16 protein-coding genes are annotated in these 20708 nt (G+C 64.9%); 10 read left to right on the forward strand and 6 right to left on the reverse strand.

Annotation, left to right across the window (positions count from 1 at the left end; translation table 11 throughout):
* Window positions 1–69: 69 nt before the first annotated feature.
* The 4 genes from L2I41_RS07370 to gtfA all read left to right on the forward strand — a co-directional run bounded on the left by L2I41_RS07370 (window position 70) and on the right by gtfA (window position 5267).
* The gene (locus L2I41_RS07370) at window positions 70–1188 is read left to right on the forward strand and encodes a carbohydrate ABC transporter permease (RefSeq protein WP_237152886.1); all 1119 of its coding nucleotides are present in this window, start codon (window positions 70–72) and stop codon (window positions 1186–1188) included.
* A complete protein-coding gene (locus tag L2I41_RS07375; protein WP_237152887.1) occupies window positions 1188–2282 on the forward strand; it encodes a carbohydrate ABC transporter permease in 1095 nt (364 codons plus the stop codon). Before L2I41_RS07370 ends, L2I41_RS07375 begins: the two co-directional genes overlap by 1 nt.
* Window positions 2283–2370: 88 nt before the next feature.
* Window positions 2371–3468: an ABC transporter ATP-binding protein gene (locus L2I41_RS07380; RefSeq protein ID WP_237152888.1), complete on the forward strand. Its 1098-nt coding sequence runs from the start codon at window positions 2371–2373 to the stop codon at window positions 3466–3468.
* Between the two features lie 332 nt (window positions 3469–3800).
* Window positions 3801–5267, forward strand: a complete 1467-nt coding sequence (gene gtfA, locus L2I41_RS07385; protein WP_237152889.1) for a sucrose phosphorylase — start codon at window positions 3801–3803, stop codon at window positions 5265–5267.
* A 117-nt stretch (window positions 5268–5384) separates the two neighbouring features.
* Here the strand turns inward: gtfA and L2I41_RS07390 are convergent, their stop codons facing one another.
* The 3 genes from L2I41_RS07390 to acnA form a co-directional block, all read right to left on the reverse strand.
* The gene (locus tag L2I41_RS07390) at window positions 5385–6155 is read right to left on the reverse strand and encodes an enoyl-CoA hydratase (protein ID WP_237152890.1); all 771 of its coding nucleotides are present in this window, start codon (window positions 6153–6155) and stop codon (window positions 5385–5387) included.
* Window positions 6156–6479: 324 nt separating this feature from the next.
* Window positions 6480–6929 (reverse strand): GlcG/HbpS family heme-binding protein, encoded by a 450-nt coding sequence (locus tag L2I41_RS07395; protein ID WP_237153006.1) that lies wholly within the window; start codon window positions 6927–6929, stop codon window positions 6480–6482.
* Between the two features lie 504 nt (window positions 6930–7433).
* Entirely contained in the window at window positions 7434–10130 is a 2697-nt protein-coding gene (gene acnA / locus L2I41_RS07400) for an aconitate hydratase AcnA (RefSeq protein WP_237152891.1), read from the reverse strand.
* A 349-nt stretch (window positions 10131–10479) separates the two neighbouring features.
* On the opposite strand from acnA, the gene ccmA reads away from it, so the two are divergent.
* Complete coding sequence (ccmA, locus tag L2I41_RS07405; protein ID WP_237152892.1) at window positions 10480–11166, forward strand: heme ABC exporter ATP-binding protein CcmA; 687 nt, start codon at window positions 10480–10482, stop codon at window positions 11164–11166.
* Complete coding sequence (gene ccmB, locus L2I41_RS07410) at window positions 11160–11828, forward strand: heme exporter protein CcmB (protein ID WP_237152893.1); 669 nt, start codon at window positions 11160–11162, stop codon at window positions 11826–11828. The genes ccmA and ccmB overlap by 7 nt, the downstream gene beginning before the upstream one ends.
* A gap of 81 nt (window positions 11829–11909) precedes the next feature.
* Here ccmB and L2I41_RS07415 read toward each other — a convergent pair whose 3' ends face one another.
* Complete coding sequence (locus tag L2I41_RS07415; protein ID WP_237152894.1) at window positions 11910–13799, reverse strand: methyl-accepting chemotaxis protein; 1890 nt, start codon at window positions 13797–13799, stop codon at window positions 11910–11912.
* Window positions 13800–14363: 564 nt separating this feature from the next.
* On the opposite strand from L2I41_RS07415, the gene L2I41_RS07420 reads away from it, so the two are divergent.
* Together L2I41_RS07420 and L2I41_RS07425 are read left to right on the forward strand one after the other, a co-directional pair.
* Complete coding sequence (locus L2I41_RS07420) at window positions 14364–15692, forward strand: ammonium transporter (RefSeq protein ID WP_237152895.1); 1329 nt, start codon at window positions 14364–14366, stop codon at window positions 15690–15692.
* Between the two features lie 176 nt (window positions 15693–15868).
* Window positions 15869–16867 (forward strand): LacI family DNA-binding transcriptional regulator, encoded by a 999-nt coding sequence (locus L2I41_RS07425; RefSeq protein WP_237153007.1) that lies wholly within the window; start codon window positions 15869–15871, stop codon window positions 16865–16867.
* Window positions 16868–17047: 180 nt separating this feature from the next.
* Here L2I41_RS07425 and L2I41_RS07430 read toward each other — a convergent pair whose 3' ends face one another.
* Both L2I41_RS07430 and L2I41_RS07435 read right to left on the reverse strand, forming a co-directional pair.
* Window positions 17048–18082: an L-idonate 5-dehydrogenase gene (locus L2I41_RS07430; protein WP_237152896.1), complete on the reverse strand. Its 1035-nt coding sequence runs from the start codon at window positions 18080–18082 to the stop codon at window positions 17048–17050.
* Window positions 18083–18090: 8 nt separating this feature from the next.
* The gene (locus L2I41_RS07435) at window positions 18091–19041 is read right to left on the reverse strand and encodes a 2-hydroxyacid dehydrogenase (protein ID WP_237152897.1); all 951 of its coding nucleotides are present in this window, start codon (window positions 19039–19041) and stop codon (window positions 18091–18093) included.
* A gap of 390 nt (window positions 19042–19431) precedes the next feature.
* Between L2I41_RS07435 and L2I41_RS07440 the strand changes: the two genes are divergently transcribed.
* Entirely contained in the window at window positions 19432–20193 is a 762-nt protein-coding gene (locus L2I41_RS07440; RefSeq protein WP_237152899.1) for an SDR family oxidoreductase, read from the forward strand.
* Window positions 20194–20215: 22 nt separating this feature from the next.
* A complete protein-coding gene (locus tag L2I41_RS07445) occupies window positions 20216–20692 on the forward strand; it encodes a gluconokinase (protein ID WP_237152900.1) in 477 nt (158 codons plus the stop codon).
* The last annotated feature ends 16 nt before the right edge of the window (window positions 20693–20708 follow it).

Below are 20708 nucleotides of genomic sequence, written 5' to 3' on the forward strand. Positions count from 1 at the left end.
AAGATGATCGACACATCACCTTAGCGCGGTCGGACCACAGATCTGGCGCCGGGCTCCGGGGGGAATGAAATGAGTGACCGCACGACTGACGCGGACGCCCTGTCCGCCGAACTGGCGCGCTCTCGCCGACGGCGAAACCGCGCCCTCCTGACCTTGATCGGCGGCATCCTTGCGGCCGTGGCCCTGTTCGAAGGCTTCTTCCTGCTGCGCGACAGCCAGGCGCCCAAGCTGGTGACTGCGCTCTTCGCCATGGTCTGGGGTGGCGGCGGCATGGCCATTCTCTATCTGGTCGCCAACCAGCTGGCCGAATTCGCCCCCTCCGAATGGCAGAAGCGGCTGATCCCCATCGTCTTCGTCGCCCCCGCGATCGCCTTTGTGGTCTATTTCCTGGCGCTGCCCGCGGTGCGTACCTTCATCGCCAGCCTCTACGACCGCGATGGCACCAACTTCGTCGGTCTTGCCAATTACATCACGGTGTTCACCGAGCCCTTCATGCTCGTGACCTTCCGCAACAACGTGCTCTGGATCGTCTTCGGCGCCACCTTCACCATCATTTCAGGCCTCCTGGTCGCGACGCTGGCCGATCGCAGCCGCTTCGAAAGCCTCGCCAAGGCCATCATCTTCATGCCCATGGCGATCTCGCTGGTCGGCGCCGGCGTCATCTGGAAGTTCATCTACGCCGTGCGCGACCCCTCGGACGTGCAGATCGGCCTGCTCAACGCCATCGTCGTTGCCTTCGGCGGCGAGCCGCAGGCCTGGATCGCCCAGTTGCAGCCGTGGAACAACCTGTTCCTGATCGTCATCGTCATCTGGATGCAGACCGGCTACGCCATGGTGCTGTTCTCCGCCGCCATCAAGGCCGTGCCCTCGGACATCCTCGAGGCCGCCCGCGTCGACGGTGCCGGTGAATTCCGCATCTTCTTCTCGATCCTGATCCCCTCGATCATGGGCACCATCGTCACCGTCAGCGCCACCGTCATCATCTTCACGCTGAAGATCTTCGACGTGGTCCTCGTGATGACCGGCGGCCAGTATGGCACCGACGTGATCGCCACCCAGTTCTACAACCAGTATTTCACCAACCGGAACTTCGGCCTCGGCTCGGCGATCGCCATCGTCCTGCTGATCACCGTCATTCCGGTGATGGTCTACAACCTTCGCCAGTTCAACAAGAGGGAGACCCTGTGATGGCCATGTCCAAGGGCAATCCCTTCCCCCGCGCCTTCGTCAACGGCACGCTCGCGGTCATCTGCCTGATCTGGCTGATCCCGACGCTCGGCCTGTTCGTCTCCTCCTTCCGCCCGCGCGACGAGATCATGTCCTCGGGCTGGTGGACGGTGCTGCCGCACAAGCAATGGGTCACCGTCTCGGAAATGAAGCCGGACGCCACCATCGACCGCAATGCGCCGATGACCTTCGAGGGCGCCACCGCCACCTTCGAGCAGTTCCGCCAGGGCGTCGAAACCGCCGACGGCAAGCGCGTCGTCTGGATCGGCAACAAGCGCGCCGGCACCGTTCAGGTGCAGCAGCAGGAATGGAGCGGCTTGCCCTCCGTCACGCTGCAGAACTATCACGACGTGCTCGCCGGCAAGGACGTGACCATCCAGAGCGATACCGGCGAGGAGGCCGTCCGCAAGGGCGAGGACATGTCCGACGCCTTCATCAACTCGATCGCCGTCACCCTGCCTGCCGTGATCATCCCCATCCTGATGGCCGCCTTCGCCGCCTATGGCTTTGCCTGGATGCGCTTCCCCGGCCGCAAGCTGGTGTTCGCGCTGATGGTGGCGCTCCTGGTGGTGCCGCTGCAGATCGCCCTGGTGCCCGTGCTCACCGACTATGTGCACCTGCGCCTCAACGGCACCTATCTGTCGGTCTGGCTGGCGCACACCGGCTTCGGCCTGCCGCTCGCGGTCTTCCTGCTCTACAACTACATCTCCAGCCTGCCGCGCGAGATCATGGAAGCGGCCATCGTCGACGGTGCCTCGCATTTCAAGATCTTCTGGCGTCTGGTGCTGCCGCTGTCGACGCCGGCGCTCGCCTCCTTTGCCATCTTCCAGTTCCTGTGGGTCTGGAACGATTATCTGGTGGCGCTGATCTTCATCGGCAACGTGCCGGGCGTGCAGGTCCTGACCATGCGTCTCGCCGACATGGTGGGCTCGCGCGGCTCCGACTGGCACCTGCTCACCGCCGGCGGCTTCGTGTCGATGATCCTGCCGCTCGTCATCTTCTTCTCGCTCCAGCGCTATTTCGTCCGCGGCCTCACGGCCGGCTCGGTGAAGTAAGCCGGAACACCATCAACACCCCGGGTGCGCGGTCCCCAGGACACTTGGCGCGGGACCCGCCCGGACAGACTTCAAGGGGAGTTCACCCATGGCAAGCCTCATCATGCGCGACGTGCGCAAGAGCTTCGGTCAGGTGCATATCATCAAGGGCGTCGATCTCGACATCCGCCACGGCGAGTTTGTCGTCTTCGTCGGACCTTCCGGCTGCGGCAAGTCCACGCTGCTCAGGATGATCGCCGGCCTCGAGGAGATCACCTCGGGCGAGATGCTGATCGACGACAAGGTCTGCAACGACATCGCCCCCAAGGACCGCGGCATCGCCATGGTGTTCCAGTCCTATGCGCTCTATCCGCACAAGTCCGTCTACGCCAACATGGCCTTCGCGCTGGAAATCGCCGGCTTCTCCAAGGCCGAGATCGCCGACAAGGTGCAGAAGGCCGCCAAGATCCTGCATATCGAGCACCTGCTCGACCGCAAGCCCGGCCAGCTCTCCGGCGGCCAGCGCCAGCGTGTCGCCATCGGCCGCGCCATCGTGCGCGAACCGAAGATCTTCCTGTTCGACGAACCGCTGTCCAACCTCGACGCCGCCCTGCGCGTCTCCACCCGCGCCGAGATCGCCAAGCTGCACGAGGATCTCGGCTCCACCATGATCTACGTGACCCATGATCAGGTCGAGGCCATGACGCTGGCTGACCGGATCGTCGTGCTCGAAGCCGGCTTCGTCCGTCAGGTCGGTGCGCCGCTCGAACTCTACCACCGGCCGCAGAACCTCTTCGTGGCCGGCTTCATCGGTTCGCCCAAGATGAACTTCATGACGGTTCAGGCCAAGGTGATCGCCACCGGCGGCATCACCATCGAATCTGCCGACGTGCCGGCCATCACCATCCCGGTCGATTCCACCGGTGCCGTGGCCGGCGCCGAAGTCACCCTCGGCATCCGGCCCGAGCACATCCATCTCGACGACAGCACCGGCGTGCCCGTCACCGTCGATTTCGTCGAACGCCTCGGCCATCAGACCATCATCCAGGCCAAGCGCAGTTCCGACGACACCACGCTGATCGCCGTGCTCGACGGCGACGTGCCCGTCAAGGCCGGCCAGACCACCCGCTTTGCCTTCGCCGCCAGCGACTGCCATCTGTTCAACGGCGAGGGCAATGCCTTCATGCGCCCGCCCATGGCCATCTGACACCCCAGGCCCTTGAACAAGGCCTGGTGCATCGACCCGATCGGATGGTGCGGCCCGCAAGGGCCAGCCCGGTTGGACAAGTCGCGGCACAAACAAGAAAATCGAGTGCACGGATTACCGTTCAAGGTGAATCCTCTGGCGGAATCAGTGCACCAGGGTTTGCACTTTCGAATGTCGCATGCGTTCGATAGAGATGCGTCATTCGACACAAGAGATCCTCCGGAGGCCATCCTCCGGAGCGCGCGTTGCCCGCTCGGCGCGCCCATCCGCACGCCTCCCCTGGCGGCAAGCCGACTTTGGGCTGCCCCCTGCCAAGACTGAAGACGGACACCATGAAGAACCAGGTCCAGCTCATCACCTATGTCGATCGCCTGACCGCCGGCGGCTTCGCCGATCTCAAGGCCCTCGTCGATGGTCCGCTCGAGGGCGTGGTCGGCGGTGTGCATCCCCTGCCCTTCTTCGATCCCATCGACGGTGCCGACGCCGGCTTTGACCCCGTCGATCACACGCTGGTCGACCCGCGCCTCGGCACCTGGGCCGACGTCAAGGCGCTGTCGACATCCGTCGAGATCATGGCCGACATGATCGTCAACCACGTCTCGGCGGACAGCCCGGCCTTCAAGGACTATCTGGCGAAGGGCGAGGCCTCGGACTTTGCCGACATGTTCATGAGCTTCGGCAAGGTCTTCCCGCAGGGCGCCACCGAGGCCGACCTCAACGCCATCTACCGGCCGCGACCGGGCTTTCCCTTCACCAAGATGAGCTTCGGCGATGGCGTCAAGCGCCTGATCTGGACCACCTTCACGCCCAAGCAGATTGACATCGATGTCTTCTCTCAGAAGGGCACTGCCTATCTCGACGCCATCCTCGATCGCTTCGCAAGCTCGGGCGTCACCGCCATTCGTCTCGACGCCGCCGGCTATGCCATCAAGAAGCCCGGCACCAGCTGCTTCATGATCCCTGAGACCTATGCCTTCCTCGGCGAACTTGCCACCAAGGCCAAGGCCAAGGGCATGGAAGTGCTCGTCGAGATCCACAGCTACTATCGCGACCAGATCGAGATCGCCAAGCGCGTCGATCGCGTCTACGATTTCGCCCTGCCGCCGCTGGTGCTGCACGCCTTGTTCACCGGTGAGGCCGGCCCGCTTGCCGCCTGGCTGAAGATATCGCCGCGCAACGCCATCACCGTGCTCGATACCCATGACGGCATCGGCGTCATCGACGTCGGCGCCGCCACCGACGGACGCCCCGGCCTCCTGGAGCCTGCCGCCCTCGACGCCCTCGTCGAGACCATGCACGCGCGCACCGGCGGCGAGAGCCGTCAGGCCACCGGCGCGGCCGCCTCCAACCTCGACCTCTACCAGGTCAACTCGACCTATTACGACGCCCTCGGCAAGCGCGACGACGAATATCTGATCGCCCGTGCCCTGCAGTTCTTCGCGCCGGGCATCCCGCAGGTCTATTACGTCGGTCTCCTCGGCGGCGTGAACGACATGGACCTGCTCGCCCGCACCCATGTGGGCCGCGACATCAACCGCCACTATTACACGCCCGACGAAGTCGCCGCTTCGCTCGCCACGCCCATGGTCAAGGCCCTCTGCGACCTCGCCCGCTTCCGCAACACCCACCCGGCCTTCGCCGGCGCCTTCACCCTCGGCGAGCCAGCCCCGCACAGCCTCACCCTCACCTGGACCGCCGGCCCCGCCCGCGCCACGCTGGAGGTGGACTTCAAGGCCATGCAGGCCCGCATCCGCCATACCGATGGCGGCGCGGAGCAGGTGATCGAGGTGAAGTGCTGAGTTCCATCAAGGAATTAGCAGCGGAACCAATCGGCGCCCTCTCCCCCCTTGCGGGGGAGAGTTGGAGAGAGGGGTAAGTCGGCCTCCCCCCTCGAAGCCGAGAATTGCCACGCCCCCTCACCGCCCCTTGAACGCCGGCGGCCGCCGTTCCACGAAGGCCGCCATGCCTTCCTTCTGGTCTTCGGTGGCAAACAATGCATGGAAGGCGCGGCGTTCGGCCCGCAGGCCTTCCGTCAGGCCGATCTCCAGCGCCCGGTCGACCGCTTCCTTGGCCGCCAGCACCGCCGGCTTGCCGTAGGAGGCGATGGTCCTGGCCGTCGCCAGCGCCTCGTCGACGAGCTTGTCGAGCGGCAGGATGCGCGCCACAAGCCCCGCCCGCTCGGCCTCAGCCGCGTCCATCATCCGTCCCGTCAGGATCAGGTCCATGGCCTTGGAACGGCCGACGAGCCGGGTCAGCCGCTGCGTGCCGCCCATGCCCGGCATGATGCCGAGCTTGATTTCCGGCTGGCCGAACTGGGCATTCTCCGCCGCCAGAACGATGTCGCACATCATCGCCACCTCGCAGCCGCCACCGAGCGCATAGCCGGCCACTGCCGCGATCTTCGGAGTGCGCAGGTTGGCGAAGGCCGTCCAGGCCGACAGATAGTCGGTCGCCGCCACCTCGGCGTAGTTCTTGTCCTGCATCTCCTTGATGTCGGCGCCGGCGGCAAAGACCTTGTCCGATCCGGTGATGACGAAGCACCCCACCTCGGGATCGGCATCGAGCGGCGCCAGTTCCGCCACCAGTTCGGCCAGCACCTGCGAATTCAGCGCATTCAGCGCCTTGGGGCGATTGAGACGGACAAGCACCACGCGGTCATGGCGTTCGATCAGCAGCGTTTCGGGCATCGGAACTCTCGGATTGGGGGATAGGCCCCGACTATGGAGAGCCCGCCTGCCCAAATCAATCCGCCTTTGCGAGGGGCCCGAATGCAAGAAGGGCTGCCCTTCCGGACAGCCCTTCCATTGCCTGCCGCACGAGGCGGAGAAAAATCGCTTGGCTTCAACGCGTCCCGAAGGTGTGCGTCCGGCCAACGATGTCCAGCCCTCGCGGATCATGACAATGAGACACTGGATCACCTCCTTCCGAAATGTTGACGACAAGGGAAGGATAGCGGGATTTCTCGGTCGTGCAATGGCTATTATTTCATCCAGCCCAGAATTTCAGCTGCCTCATTGCAAACCGGCAACACCCGCCGCTGCCACAGCCATGTCATCCTCAACCGAGGAACCCGACACGCCGACGGCACCGATCACCACGCCCGATTTGTCGACGAGCAGGTCGCCACCACCGAAGCTGACCAGCCCGTTGTTGGTTTCTTCAATTCCGTAGAGCGGTTTGCCTGGCTGGGCGAGCTCACCGAGTGTCTTGGTCGGCATGTTGAACAGGCGAGCTGTCCGGGCCTTCTTGATCGAGATGTCGATACTGCCGAGAAAGGCGCCGTCCATGCGAATGAACGCCTTGAGATTGCCGCCGGCATCCACCACGGCAATATCCATCAACGTACCCTGCTCGATCGCCTTGGCGCGCGCGGCAGCAACGACCTTGTTGGCTTGCTCGAGGGTAATGTCGCCGGGCAGGGCCAGCTTGGTAGCATCAGCCGCCCATGCCGAACCTGCCATCACAAGACCGACGGCGAAAGACAAAAGCACTTTTCCAAACATCTGCATGGCCTTCCAGTTAACAAGCCTTCCCCCCAACGAAAGCCAGACATGATCTTGCAAGACAATCGGATCTGAAATCTGATCGATCACAACAACTTCGAGTATATGTGATTTGAATACTCGAAATTGGCTCCGACGCCCTGCAAGGAAAAGATCTATTCCTATTTTCGGATAAGACAATGATCAAAATAGTGCTTAGGTATTTGACGTATCGGCATAATTCATAAGTCGTTCTACTGTATTCTTGCGTGCTTGTTTTCCGGCGAGCAACGTTCTTCATGGGCCTGGACCAGCCGCCTGAATCTGGAGCGATCTCCCTTCGATCCGACGTTTTCGCCAGACGGACAAGCGCTCCAGGCCCCGCTCCATACTCGGAGGTCTGGCCGAACGGGATCGCCAAAAAGCCGAAGGCCGCCGGGTCACCCCGACGGCCTTCGTCATTTAAGCAGCCTGGCAAGCCGATCAGCCGGCCAGCGAACGCAGCACGTAGTGCAGGATGCCGCCGTTCTTGTAATAGTCGAGCTCGTCCAGCGTATCGATGCGGCAGAGCAGCGGCACCTTGACGGTCGAGCCGTCGGCCTTGGTGATCACCGCTTCCAGCGTCTGGCGCGGCTTCACGTCGGTGATGCCGGCGATCGACACCGTCTCGTCACCCTTGAGGCCGAGCGTCTGCCAGCTGGTGCCTTCGGCGAAGGTCAGCGGGACGATGCCCATGCCCACGAGGTTCGAGCGATGGATGCGCTCGAAGCTCTGCGCGATCACGGCCTTGACGCCGAGCAGGTTGGTGCCCTTGGCCGCCCAGTCGCGCGACGAGCCGTTGCCGTATTCCACGCCGGCGAAGACCACCAGCGGCACGCCCTCGTCCTTGTAACGCATGGCGGCGTCGTAGATATACAGCTTCTCGCCGGTGGGGTGATGGATGGTCCAGCCGCCCTCGACGGTGTTGCCGTCGGCATCCTTGACCATGTTGTTCTTGATGCGGATGTTGGCAAACGTGCCGCGCATCATCACTTCATGGTTGCCGCGGCGGGTGCCGAACTGGTTGAAGTCCTGCGGACGCACCTGATGGCTGGTCAGATACTGGCCGGCCGGGCTGGCGAGCTTGATGGAACCGGCCGGCGAGATGTGGTCGGTGGTGATCTTGTCGCCGAACAGGCCGAGGATGCGGGCACCGACGATGTCGGTGACCGGCTTCGGCGTCATGGTGATGCCGTCGAAATAGGGCGGGTTCTGCACATAGGTCGACGCCATGTTCCAGCCGTAGGTCTGGCCCGTGCCGGCCTCGACGCCGCGCCAGCGCTCGTCGCCCTTGAACACGTCGGCGTATTTTTCCTTGAACATCTCGGGGCTGATGAAGGCCTTCACCGCCTCGGCGACCTCTTCATTGGTCGGCCAGATGTCCTTGAGATAGACCGGTTGGCCGTCCGAACCCGTGCCGAGCGGCTGGGTCGCCAGATCGATCTGCACCGAACCGGCCAGCGCATAGGCCACCACCAGCGGCGGCGAGGCCAGGTAGTTGGCCTGCACGTCGGGGCTCACGCGGCCTTCGAAGTTGCGGTTGCCCGACAGCACGGCGGCGGCGACCACACCATTGTCGTTGATCGACTTGGAGATCTCCGCCGGCAGCGGACCGGAGTTGCCGATGCAGGTGGTGCAGCCGAAGCCGACCAGGTTGAAGCCGAGCTTGTCGAGATCGGCCTGCAGGCCCGACTTGGACAGATACTCGGCCACCACCTGGCTTCCGGGCGCCAGCGAGGTCTTCACCCACGGCTTGGCGGAAAGGCCCTTGGCCAGCGCCTTGCGGGCGACGAGGCCGGCGCCGATCAGCACGCTCGGGTTGGAGGTGTTGGTGCAGGAGGTGATGGCGGCGATCACCACGTCGCCATGGCCGATGTCGAAGCCCTTGCCGTCAACGGCATAGCGCTTGGAAAGATCGGCGGCCTTCTTGTACTCGGTCTCCATGGCGGCGGTGAAGCCGGCCTTGGCGTCGGTCAGCGACACGCGGCCCTCGGGGCGCTTCGGGCCGGCGAGCGAGGGCACCACGGTGGACAGATCGAGTTCCAGCACGTCGGTGAACACCGGGTCGGCCGTCTCGACGGTGCGATACATGCCCTGCGCCTTGGCATAGGCATCGACCAGCGCGATGCGATCGTCGCTGCGGCCGGAGAACTTGAGATAGTTGACCGTCTCGGCGTCCACGGGGAAGAAGCCGCAGGTGGCGCCATATTCGGGACCCATGTTGGCGATGGTCGAACGGTCGGCTAGCGACAGCGACTCAAGACCCGGGCCGAAATACTCGACGAACTTGCCGACCACGCCCTTCTTGCGCAGCATCTGGGTGACGGTCAGCACCACGTCGGTGGCGGTCACGCCTTCCTTGGCCTTGCCGGTCAGCTTGAAGCCGACCACTTCCGGGATCAGCATGGACACCGGCTGGCCGAGCATGGCGGCTTCGGCCTCGATGCCGCCCACGCCCCAGCCGAGCACGGCGAGACCGTTGACCATGGTGGTGTGGCTGTCGGTGCCGACGCAGGTGTCCGGATAGGCCACCGTCACGCCGTCCTCGTCACGGGTCCAGACGGTCTGGGCCAGATATTCCACGTTGACCTGATGGCAGATGCCGGTACCCGGCGGCACCACGCGGAAATTGTCGAAGGCGTTCTGGCCCCACTTGAGGAAGTTGTAGCGCTCGACATTCTGCTCGTACTCGCGCGCCACATTCTGGGCCAGCGAGGAGGACGAGCCGAAATAGTCCACGACCACCGAATGGTCGATGACGAGATCGACGGGAACCAGCGGGTTGATCTTCTCGGGGTCGCCACCCAGCGTCACCATGGCGTCGCGCATGGCGGCGAGGTCGACCACGGCGGGAACGCCGGTGAAGTCCTGCATCAGCACGCGGGCCGGACGATAGGCGATTTCCTTGTCCAGCTTGCCCTTGTTGTCGAGCCAGGCGGCCATGGCGCGGATGTCGTCGGCGGTCACGGAGCGACCGTCTTCAAAGCGCAGCAGGTTCTCGAGGATCACCTTGAGCGAGAAGGGCAGGCGCGACACGCCGGCAAGGCCGTTCGCTTCGGCGACCTTCAGGTCATAGTAGACATAGGTCTTCGAGCCGACCTTGAGTTCCTTTTTGCATTTGAAGCTGTCGAGCGACGCCATGGGCAACAATCCCTCCGGGTTGGAATGGCCGGCATCGAGATGTGTCAGCTCGAGAGCCGTCGCGGCGTCCGCCGCATGCCATCAGGCAAATGGTTTACGTTTACGTAAAGGGTACTTTCCGCAACCGTGATCTGTCGGCGCCTTATAGTGAATTTCCCTGCCTCTGCCTAGAAGGATCGACCAATTTATGATGCGCTGCACGGTGATTTTTTGCCAGACCTCTCCTTGTTCGATTGCGAGCGCCGTTGCGAATGGCTAGGACCGTATCAACAGCCGGGAACCGCAGCGGTCGAGCCGCCCGGGGCATCAATGTCGCAAGACGATCCGGCGGGCTTTCACGGGGCGCATTTTGGCAGACGAGCACATCCAGACATCAGCTTCTGCGCCGCCGCTCACCGGCTTGCGGCTTGAGGTGTCCGGCCTCACGGTCGACCGTGGCGGCCGCCGGGTGCTCGAGAACATCAGCTTCGCCCTCGAACCCGGCCAGGCCCTGCTGCTCACCGGACCCAATGGCGTCGGCAAGTCGACCCTGATTCGCAGCCTGATCGGCGCCGTTCACCGCAGCGAGGGGACCGTCACGCTGGCCGGCCCCGGCATCGAGGAGCCCGACGACGTCGCCCGCCACTGCCACTATCTCGGCCATCGCGACGCCATCAAGACCGCCCTCTCGGTGCGCGAGAACCTTGCCTTCTGGCAGGATTTCCTCGGCAGGGGCCACGGCACGAGCGTCGCCGAAGCCCTGGCCGCCGTCGATCTTGCCGATCTCGCCGACCTGCCGGCCGCCTATCTCTCCGCCGGCCAGCGTCGCCGCCTCGCCATCGCCCGGCTCGTTGCCGTGGGCAAGCCGATCTGGCTGCTGGACGAGCCCACCGCCGCCCTCGATCGGCAATCCGAAGCCCGTCTCGTCGCCTTGATCGCCGAGCACGTGGCACGCGGCGGCTCCATGCTGGCGGCAACCCATCTCGCCATCAACCTGCCGACGGCCCGCAGCCTGCGCTTGAGCCCGGTCGACCATCATCTGGAGGCCGAATGGTGAGTTGGCGCGCACTCTTCATCCGCGAAATGCGTCTGGCCGTTCGCGTGGGCGGCGGCGCCCTCATGGGCGTCCTGTTCTTCCTGATCGTGGTGACGGTCTTCCCCTTCGCCATCGGTCCCGACCTCAACCTGCTCTCGCGCATCGGCCCGGCCATCCTGTGGATCGGCGCGCTGCTGTCGACCCTGCTCGGCCTCGACCGCCTGTTCGAAGCCGACAAGGAAGACGGCGCCCTCGATCTCCTGGTGGCCAGCGGTCACCCGCTCGAACTCGTTGTCGTCATCAAGACCCTGGCCCACTGGACCACCACCGGCCTGCCGCTAGTACTGGCCGCGCCCTTCTTCTCGCTCTTCCTCGCCATGACGCCGGCGAGCATCGGTGCCACCATGCTGACGCTGCTGGTCGGCACCCCCGCCCTCACCTTCCTGGGCGTCATCGGCTCCGGCCTGACCGTGTCGCTGCGCCGCGGCGGCCTGCTGGTGCCGATCCTGATCCTGCCCTTTGCCGTCCCGGTCCTGATCTTCGGCGTCTCGGCCTCCAATGCCGTTGCCTTCGACCCGGCCGCCTTCCGCACGCCCTTCCTGCTGCTGGCCGCCGTCTCGCTGGTCGCCGCCGTCATCTCCCCCATCGCCACCGCCGCCGCCCTACGCAATGGCCTCGACTGAGCCCTAGGCCTGAAAAGCCAAGGGGGACCGGCCTTGCGACCGATCCCCCTTGTCGTTGTCTGCGCGTATTGATCTCGGCGCTTACGCGGCGCGAATCGTCTGCAGGAAGCCCTTGAGTTCGTCCTGCAGGCGACGGGCCTGATCGGACAGAGCCTCCGAGGCCGCCAGCACCTCGCGAGCCGCGGTCGACGAACGGTCCGCCGCCGAGTTGACCTCGGCGATATTGGCCGTCACCGCTCCCGTGCCGCCGGCGGCACGCTGCACCGAGTCGGCGATTTCCTGCGTCGCCGTACCCTGGTCGCGCACCGAGCCCGACACGGCATTCGAGACTTCCGAGATCCGGCCGATGGTCGCGGTGATGCGCATGATCGCGTCCGACGATTCGGCCGTCGACGACTGGATGGCAGAGATCTGCGCCCCGATTTCGTTGGTCGCCTTGGCCGTCTGGTCGGCGAGCTGTTTGACCTCGGCGGCCACCACCGCAAAGCCCTTGCCTGCTTCGCCGGCACGCGCCGCTTCGATCGTGGCATTGAGGGCGAGAAGGTTGGTCTGGCCGGCGATGTTGTTGATGAGATCCACCACGTTGCCGATCTTCTTGGCCGCTTCAGAGAGAGCCGCCACCTTGGACGCGGTGTCCGAGGCATCGACCACCGCCGTCGCGGCAATCTCGGTGGATTCCGTCACCTGACGCCCGATCTCGGTGATCGAGGACGCCAGCTCTTCCGCCGCAGCAGCAACGGTTCCGACGCTTGCCGACGCTTCCTCGGAGGCTTCCGCCACCACGGTCGCCTTATGCGACACATCCGCAGACGAGCGCGTCATCACCTGGGCGGCCCCGTTGAGCTGGGTCGCCGACGACGCGAGCGCGGCTGCGATACCGCCAACAGACTGCTCGAACAGATCCGCCAGTTGCTGCAGCTCCGCCCGGCGGCTGGCCGCCTGGCTCGCCGCATCGGCTTCACGCGCCGCACGGCCCGCCTCGGCTTCGGCCAGGCTGGTCTTGAACACTTCCAGCGTGTCGGCCATCACGCCCACTTCGTCACGGCGCCCGACACCGGGAACCTTGATCAGGAAGTCGCCCTCGGACACACGGCGCATGGTCGCGGCGATGGCGACAACCGGCTTGGAGATCGACCGGCCGATCAGCATGGACAGCACGATGGCCGCAAAGATCGACACACCGGCCACCACCAGAAGCACGAGGCGGATGCGGGCGGCGAGCGACATGGTGCTGGTGCTGATGGCATCAGACTCTTCGGTGGCCTGAGCCCGGATCTTCGACAGCGACGCGGCGATCGTGTCGTTGGCCTGCTTCATGTCATTGGCGACCAGCCCGTTGAGCTGCGCCGAAATCGCGGCGGCTTCCTGATAGGCGGCCTGATAGGCGGCCACAGACTTCAGCACCTTGCCGATCTGCGAGGACTCCTGGCCTTCGCCAACCGCCTTGGTGATCAGGTTCAGGCGCTGCACAAAGCCATTGAACCCGGCGTCCGCTGCCTTGAGTTCGGCATCCCCGCCACCGGCCATCAGCTTCAGCACAGCGAAGCGGCCGGCATTGAACTGTTCCGTACCCTTGGTGATGATCGGCAGGAGATCGGCGCGATTGAGCGTCATGATCTTGCCGGCGAGGAAGCCCGCGTCGTTCTTGAGCTTGTCGCCGACCGGCTCGACGGTCCCGGCGATCAGCTTGACCTGCTTCATCCGAAGGTCAGCCACCTGCTGCCAGACCGCACGATAGGCCTCGAAACGCGTGGACGCCTCGGCGATCATCGGACCATGATCGGCATCCTGGATTTCGGTCTTGGCAACGGCGATCGCCTTCGCCACACCATCGATCGCCACATTGGCATCGGCCAGCGTCGCGTCGGTGCCTGCATAGACGAAGGCCGCGATCTTTCGGGTTAAATCGATGTAGGCGTAATCCACGTCGCGGGTAATATCGACTTCCCGCGTCCGCTGCCGGGTCTCCATGAAGGACTGTCCCGCCGATTGCAGCGAAAAATAGGATATCCCGGCGACAAGAACGAGAAGAGAAATCACCAACCCGAAAGCTGTGAAAATCTTCGATCCGATGGACAAATTATTGAAGGTTCGAATCATGGTTCTGCGCTCTTCCCCTCTTCGCCCTGGCTACGCAACAACAAAACTTGCAGAGCAAAGCTTTACCTTCGATGTCAGCAGGCGGACATCCTTGAGGTAATCGAGCGTAGATTATCGCTGTTAAATTTTCACTAAGTCGCCCTTCGTGCTGGCAGATGCTGCGGATTTGCCGAGATGGGCAGGGGCAGCAAGGGCTTCAGCACAGGGCCCGATGAAATAGTGAGCACTCAGCCGGGTTTTTGATCAACGATGCGCCCATTTCGGCGCCAGACCTTGCAAGAATTGCAGCATTCGCTTCAACAAGCGACAACCCCGGTCACAATTTCCGGCACAGCCCTCGGTCGAGCAAAAAATGGGCGACTGATGAGATCAATGGCACATCACTTGCGTAGATTTTGCCCAACTTGCGCAATGAATGCCCCCTTGAGGTCACCGATGACATTCCCGATTGCCACCTTCAGGCCATTGACCTGCATTTCCGCCAGTGGCCTCCTGCTTGTGGCCAGCCTGAGCCCCGCCTGGGCTCAGACCTCCACGATCAACGCCGCCGACACCGGCTTCGTCTTCATGGCCACCGCCCTCGTGCTGATGATGACGCTGCCCGGCCTCGCACTCTTCTACTCAGGCATGGTGCGCGAGAAGAACATCCTCGCCACCATGGCGCAAAGCGCCGCCGCCACGGCCATCGTCTCGTTGCTCTGGTTCGCCGCCGCCTACTCCCTGTCCTTCACCGGCACGGGTGACTTTCTGGGCGCGTCCGATCGCATCGGCCTCGCCGGCATGGGCATCGACAGCGTCAACCCGTTGGCGCCCACCATCCCCGAAGTGCTGTTCATGGCCTATCAGATGACCTTCGCCGTCATCACCGTCGCCCTCGTCGGCGGCGCGGTGGCCGACCGCATGAGCTTCTCCGCCTTCGTCGTCTTTGGCGTCATCTGGCTGTTTCTGGTCTACGTGCCGAGTGCCCACATGGTCTGGGGCGGCGGCTGGCTGGCCAGGATGGGCGTGATCGATTTTGCCGGTGGCACCGTCGTTCACATCAACGCCGGCGTCGGCGGCCTGGTCGCCGCGCTGGTGATCGGCCCGCGTCTCGGCTTCGGCAAGGAGAACATGGCGCCGTCAAATCTGTCGCTCGCCGTTGTCGGAACGGGCCTGCTCTGGGTCGGCTGGTTCGGCTTCAACGGCGGCTCGGCGCTCGCCATCGGCCCGCGCGCCGTCTATGCCGTGCTTTCGACCCATCTCGCCGCCTGCGCCGGTGCCGTGGTCTGGAGCCTCATCGAATATCTCGAGCGCGGCAAGCCGTCCGTTCTCGGCATCATCTCCGGCGCCGTCGCCGGCCTTGGCACCATCACCCCCGCCTCGGGCTTCGTCGAACCCTGGCATGGCGTGGTGATCGGCGCCGTCGCCGGCGCGGTCTGCTACCTCGCCTGTACCCGCATCAAGACCCGCTTCGGCTATGACGACAGCCTCGACGTCTTCGGCGTGCACGGCGTCGGCGGCATTCTCGGTACGCTGGCCGCCGGTGTCTTTGCCAGCGCCGGTGTCAGCGCCTCCGCCGGTGGCCCCGGCATCTCCGGCCTGATCGAGGGCAACGGGCACCAACTGGCCGTCCAGTTCATCGGTGTCGGCGTCACCATCGCCTGGGCGGCCGTCGGCACCTGGGTGGCGTTGAAGCTCACCGGTCTGCTCACCTCGCTGCGGGTCTCCGCCGCCTCCGAACGCGAGGGCCTTGATCTCGCCCTGCACGGCGAAGCCATCAAGTGATCCCGGCTGATGCACCCCGGAAACGGTTGAAAAGCCGGCACAAGATCGCAAGAGGCTGGACAAACTCGGGCTCACCGTTATCGTTCACATGTGCAGTGCCGGCCTGAGCCGGCCTGCTCCTCCCGTTGACGAGATCAGGTACCATGTCTGCCCCGCCGCCCCGCAGCACCCCGACCATGGCCGATGTGGCCAAGCGGGCCGGCGTGTCCACCATGACAGTCTCGCGCGCCCTGCGCGACGGCGGCATGGTCTCCGGCGATACCCGCGCCCGCATCCTCGCCGCCATCGAGGAACTGGGCTACGTCCTCGATCAGACCGCCGGCACCCTGTCGTCCAAGCGCTCCGGCTTCATGGCGGCCATCGTCCCCTCGCTCAACAACTCCAATTTCGCCGACACCGCCCGCGGCATCACCGAGGCCATCGAGGAATCGGGCCTGCAGATGCTGCTCGGCTACACCGACTATCAGGTGGAGAAGGAAGAGAAACTCATCGAGGCCATGCTGCGCCGCCGCCCCGAAGGGCTGGTGCTCACCGGCGGCCGTCACACCCCGCGCGCCCGCAAGCTGCTGGAAGCCGCCGGCATTCCCGTGGTCGAGACCTGGGACATCCCGCCCGACCCCATCGGCCACGCCGTCGGCTTCTCCAACGCCGCCGCCTGCCGCGCCCTGGTCCATCGCCTCTACGAACGCGGCTATCGCAACATCGGCTTCGTCGGCGGTACCTCCAACCGCGACACCCGCGGCGCCGACCGGCGCCTGGGCTATTCGGAGGCGGTGGAGGAGCTCGGCCTGCCGCGCGGCCGCATCATCTCCTTCGGCAAGCCGCCCATCTCCATGGAACAGGGCGGCGAGGCCATCGTGCACATGGTCACGCAATGGCCTGACGTCGACGCCGTCGTCTGCGTCTCCGACTTGTCCGCCTTCGGCGCCATCGCCGAATGTCACCGCCGGGGCTGGGCTGTCCCCGGCCGCATCGCCGTCGCCGGCTTCGGCGATTTCGAGGTCGCCCGCTGCGCCTTCCCGCGCATCACCACCGTGGCCGTCGACAGCCTCGAGATCGGCCGTCAGGCCGGCGAACTCATCCTGCGCGCCATCGAAGGCGCCCGCGCCGGCCGCTCCATGCCGGCGGAGACCATGATCATCCCCTTCAAGGTGATCGAGCGCGAGAGCACCTGAGTTCAAGCCCATATACCCGGATTCCCTGGAAGTCCGGGTATGCCGTTCGGCGAAAAACAAGCGCGAACGCGCCTTTTTCGCCGAGAGTTTTTCGCTGGACCGGAGGAACACGGGCATAAAAAAGCGCCGGCCAGGAGGAGTGGCCGGCGCAAGAAGCGTCCATCGTCCCCGCTCGCTCCGTCAGGCGAAGTCGAGCTGCACCTTCATCTGGCTCTTGCGGTCGTTGGCCGCGTTGAAGGCACTTAGGGCATCTGCCACGGGAAAAGTCTGCGTGATCAACGGGGAGAGGTCGATCCGCCCGGTGGAGATGAGGTGGACAGCCAGCTTGAACTCCGCATAGAAGCGGAAGGAACCGATCACCTGCAGTTCCTTGGTCACCACGAGATTTTGCGGCAGGGACACGTCGCCGCCGAGGCCGAGCTGCACCACCGTGCCGCGCGGCCTGAGGGCCTCCAGACCGGCGCGCAAGGCCCGCTCGTTGCCCGAACATTCGAACATCACGTCGACAGTACCCTTGCCCGCCGCCAGCGCCGCAAGATCGGCCCCATTGGCCGCCACGTCGATGGTGCGATCGGCGCCCAGCTTGCGCGCGATCACCAGCGGCTCGGGCACCACGTCGGTGGCGATCACTTCCGCCGCGCCGTGGTAATGCGCAGCCGCCACCACCAGGGCCCCGATCGGGCCGCAGCCGGACACCAGCACGCGCTTGCCCAGCAGCGATCCGGCCCGGCTCACCGCATGCAGCGCCACCGAAAAGGGCTCCGACAGTGCCAGCAGGCCCGGCGCCACCGGCGCTTCCGCCGGCGCAATCTGCACCGCCTCGCAGATCAGCACGTCCCGGAAGGCGCCCTGAATATGCGGCACGCGCATGGCCGAACCATAGAAGCGCATGTCGGAACAATGGTTTGGCAGGCCTTCGAGGCAATACTGGCAGTGGCCGCAGGCAATGCCCGGATTGACCGCCACCAGCGCGCCAAGGGAGAGGCCGCTCACTCCGGCGCCCAGCGCCGTGATCACGCCGGACACCTCATGGCCGAGGATCATCGGTTCCTTGAGGCGTATGGTGCCGAAACCGCCATGGTTGAAATAATGCATGTCCGAGCCGCAGATGCCGCCGGTGCTGACGCGCACGGCCACCTGGCCAGGCCCCGGACCGCCAACGTCCCGCTCCTCGATCCGGAGATCCTTTTCCTTGTGGATGACAACGCTACGCATGGGTGACCTCAGACGACGGGAGTGAGAAGCGGTTTGCCGGCAAAGTGGGCGGCCAGGTTATCGCGCACCAGCTGGCCCATGGCCTTGCGCGTCTCCACCGTGCCGGAGGCGTGGTGCGGCTGCAGCACCACAGTGTCGAGGCCCATGAAGCGGGGATCGATGCGCGGTTCGTTCCAGAACACGTCGAGCCCGGCGCCGGCGATCGTGCGCCCTTCGAGCGCTTCGAGCAGCGCCGTCTCGTCCATGGTCGACCCGCGGGAGACGTTGACCACATAGCCCTCCGGTCCCAGGGCACCGAGCACTTCGGCATTGATCATCTTGTGCGTCGACGGGCCGCCAGCCAGCGTCACCACGAGAATGTCGCACCAGGCGGCAAGCTCGGTCGCATCCTGGAAGAAACGGTGCGGACTGTCGGCACGCGCTGCCACGTCGAAATAGCCGATCTCCACGTCAAAGCCCGAAAAGCGCTTGGCCACCGTCGTGCCGATGCGGCCGAAGCCGACGATGCCGATCTTCTTGCCATAGACGCGCGTCACTAGACCCATGTTGGCGCTGGCCCAGGCGCCGGAGCGCACATAGGCATCCGCCGCCGGAATCCTGCGCGCAATCGCCAGCGTCAGGCCGACGGCGATATCGGCCACGTCGCCGGTCAGCACGTCGGGCGTGTTGGTGACGCGAATGCCTCGCGCCTTCGCCGCCGCCAGATCCACCGCGTCGGTGCCGACGCCATAAATCGAGATCACCTCGAGCTTCGGCAGCTTGCCGATCAGGTCGGCATTGGCACCGAGTTCGCCGCGCGTGGCAATGCCGCGAATGTCCTGGGCATGCGCCTGGATGAAGGCCTCGCGATCGGTCGCTTCCCACACCTTGTGAAGCTGATAGGCGCGCTCCAGCGGTTCGAGGTCCCAGGCTGGATAGGGGCCCATCATCAGGACATGGGGACGAGCGTCGGACGACATGGATAACCTCCCAATTTCAATTGTTATCGATATCATAGCCCCGCTTCGCTTGATCCGCAATCCTCTTGACCGCATTTCCCTTGCCCGGACCGCCGGCCGCGTTCACTGCCCGAACGAGCCCCGGTTCACTCGAAAAGACCGTCAACCCAGCCTCAAACAGCAATCCAGGCACCACAGGACAGACTTTGCGAGGACGCAGCAGCCTCCCCGCAGCCCGACGCGCCCTTCGCAGGGAGCCAAATCCGCAAAATCATGATATCGATAACATTCCGACTTGACGCCGCCGGACCAACTGTTGAAGATGGCCGGCAAACAGGACGGTCATTCGGCTTGCAGGGCCGCAACACCGTCCACTGGGAGGACGGAGCGAAGTCTCCGGAAACGGACACCATGAAGATCTTCGACCTGAGCGGCCGCATTGCGCTCATCACCGGTTCCTCCAAGGGCATCGGCCTTGCCGTGGCGCGCGGTCTCGCCGAAGCCGGTGCCACCGTGGTGCTGAACGGCCGCGACCGCAGCGCCCTCGAAGCCGCCGGCGCCACGCTGAAGGCGGCCGGGCACACGGTCCACCTCTCGTCCTTCGACGTCACCGACATGGCAGCCGTCCAGGCCGGCGTCGCCGCCATCGAGGCCGACGTGGGGCCCATTGAAATCCTGATCAACAACGCCGGCATGCAGTTCCGCACGCCGCTCGCCGACTATCCGGTCGAGCGCTGGCACCAGCTTTTTGCCACCAACGTCAACTCGGTCTTCTTCGTCGGCCAGACGGTGGCCCGCCACATGATCGCCCGCGGCCATGGCAAGATCATCAACGTCTGCTCGGTGCAGAGCGAGCTGGCCCGGCCGGGCATCGCCCCCTATACCGCCACCAAGGGCGCGGTGAAGAATCTCACCAAGGGCATGGCCACCGACTGGGCTAAATTCGGCCTTCAGATCAACGGCCTGGCGCCAGGCTACTTCAAGACGGAACTCAACGCCGCCCTCGTCGCCGACAAGGATTTCTCCGCCTGGCTGGAGAAGCGGACGCCCGCCGGCCGCTGGGGCGATGTGGACGAACTGATCGGTGCGGCCATCTTCCTCGCCTCCGACGCTTCCAGCTTCATCAACGGACACATTCTCTATGTCGATGGCGGCATCACCTCCTCGCTCTGACGCACCGAGGCGCATCGTCGTCATGGGCGTCTCCGGCTGCGGCAAGTCCACGGTCGGCGCGGCGCTTGCCGACAGCCTGGGGCTCGTCTTCACCGACGGCGACCGGCTGCATCCCGAGGCCAACATCGCCAAGATGAGCCGCGGCGAAGCGCTCACCGACGGCGACCGCTGGCCCTGGCTCACCGCGGTCGGCGAAACGCTGGCCGGGCCTGAGGGCGGCGTCATCGCCTGTTCGGCCTTGCGGCGCGCCTATCGCGACCTGATCCGCCGCACCGCCGGCGGGCCTGTGCACTTCTTGCTCCTCGACGGCACGCCCGAGGAAATGACCCGCCGCCTCGGCAATCGCCCCGGCCATTTCATGCCGGCCAGCCTCGTCGCCAGCCAGTTCGCCACGCTCGAACGCCCCACCGGCGACGAGCCCGACGTGCTCGCCGTCGACGCCACGCGCCCGATCGCCGACCTCGTGGCCACCGCCACCGCCTTTGTCGCCCGTTCCTGACCGCTCCCTCACAGCC

The sequence above is a fragment of the Oryzibacter oryziterrae genome (assembly GCF_021864535.1).
Classification (GTDB): Bacteria; Pseudomonadota; Alphaproteobacteria; order Rhizobiales; family Pleomorphomonadaceae; genus Pleomorphomonas; species Pleomorphomonas oryziterrae.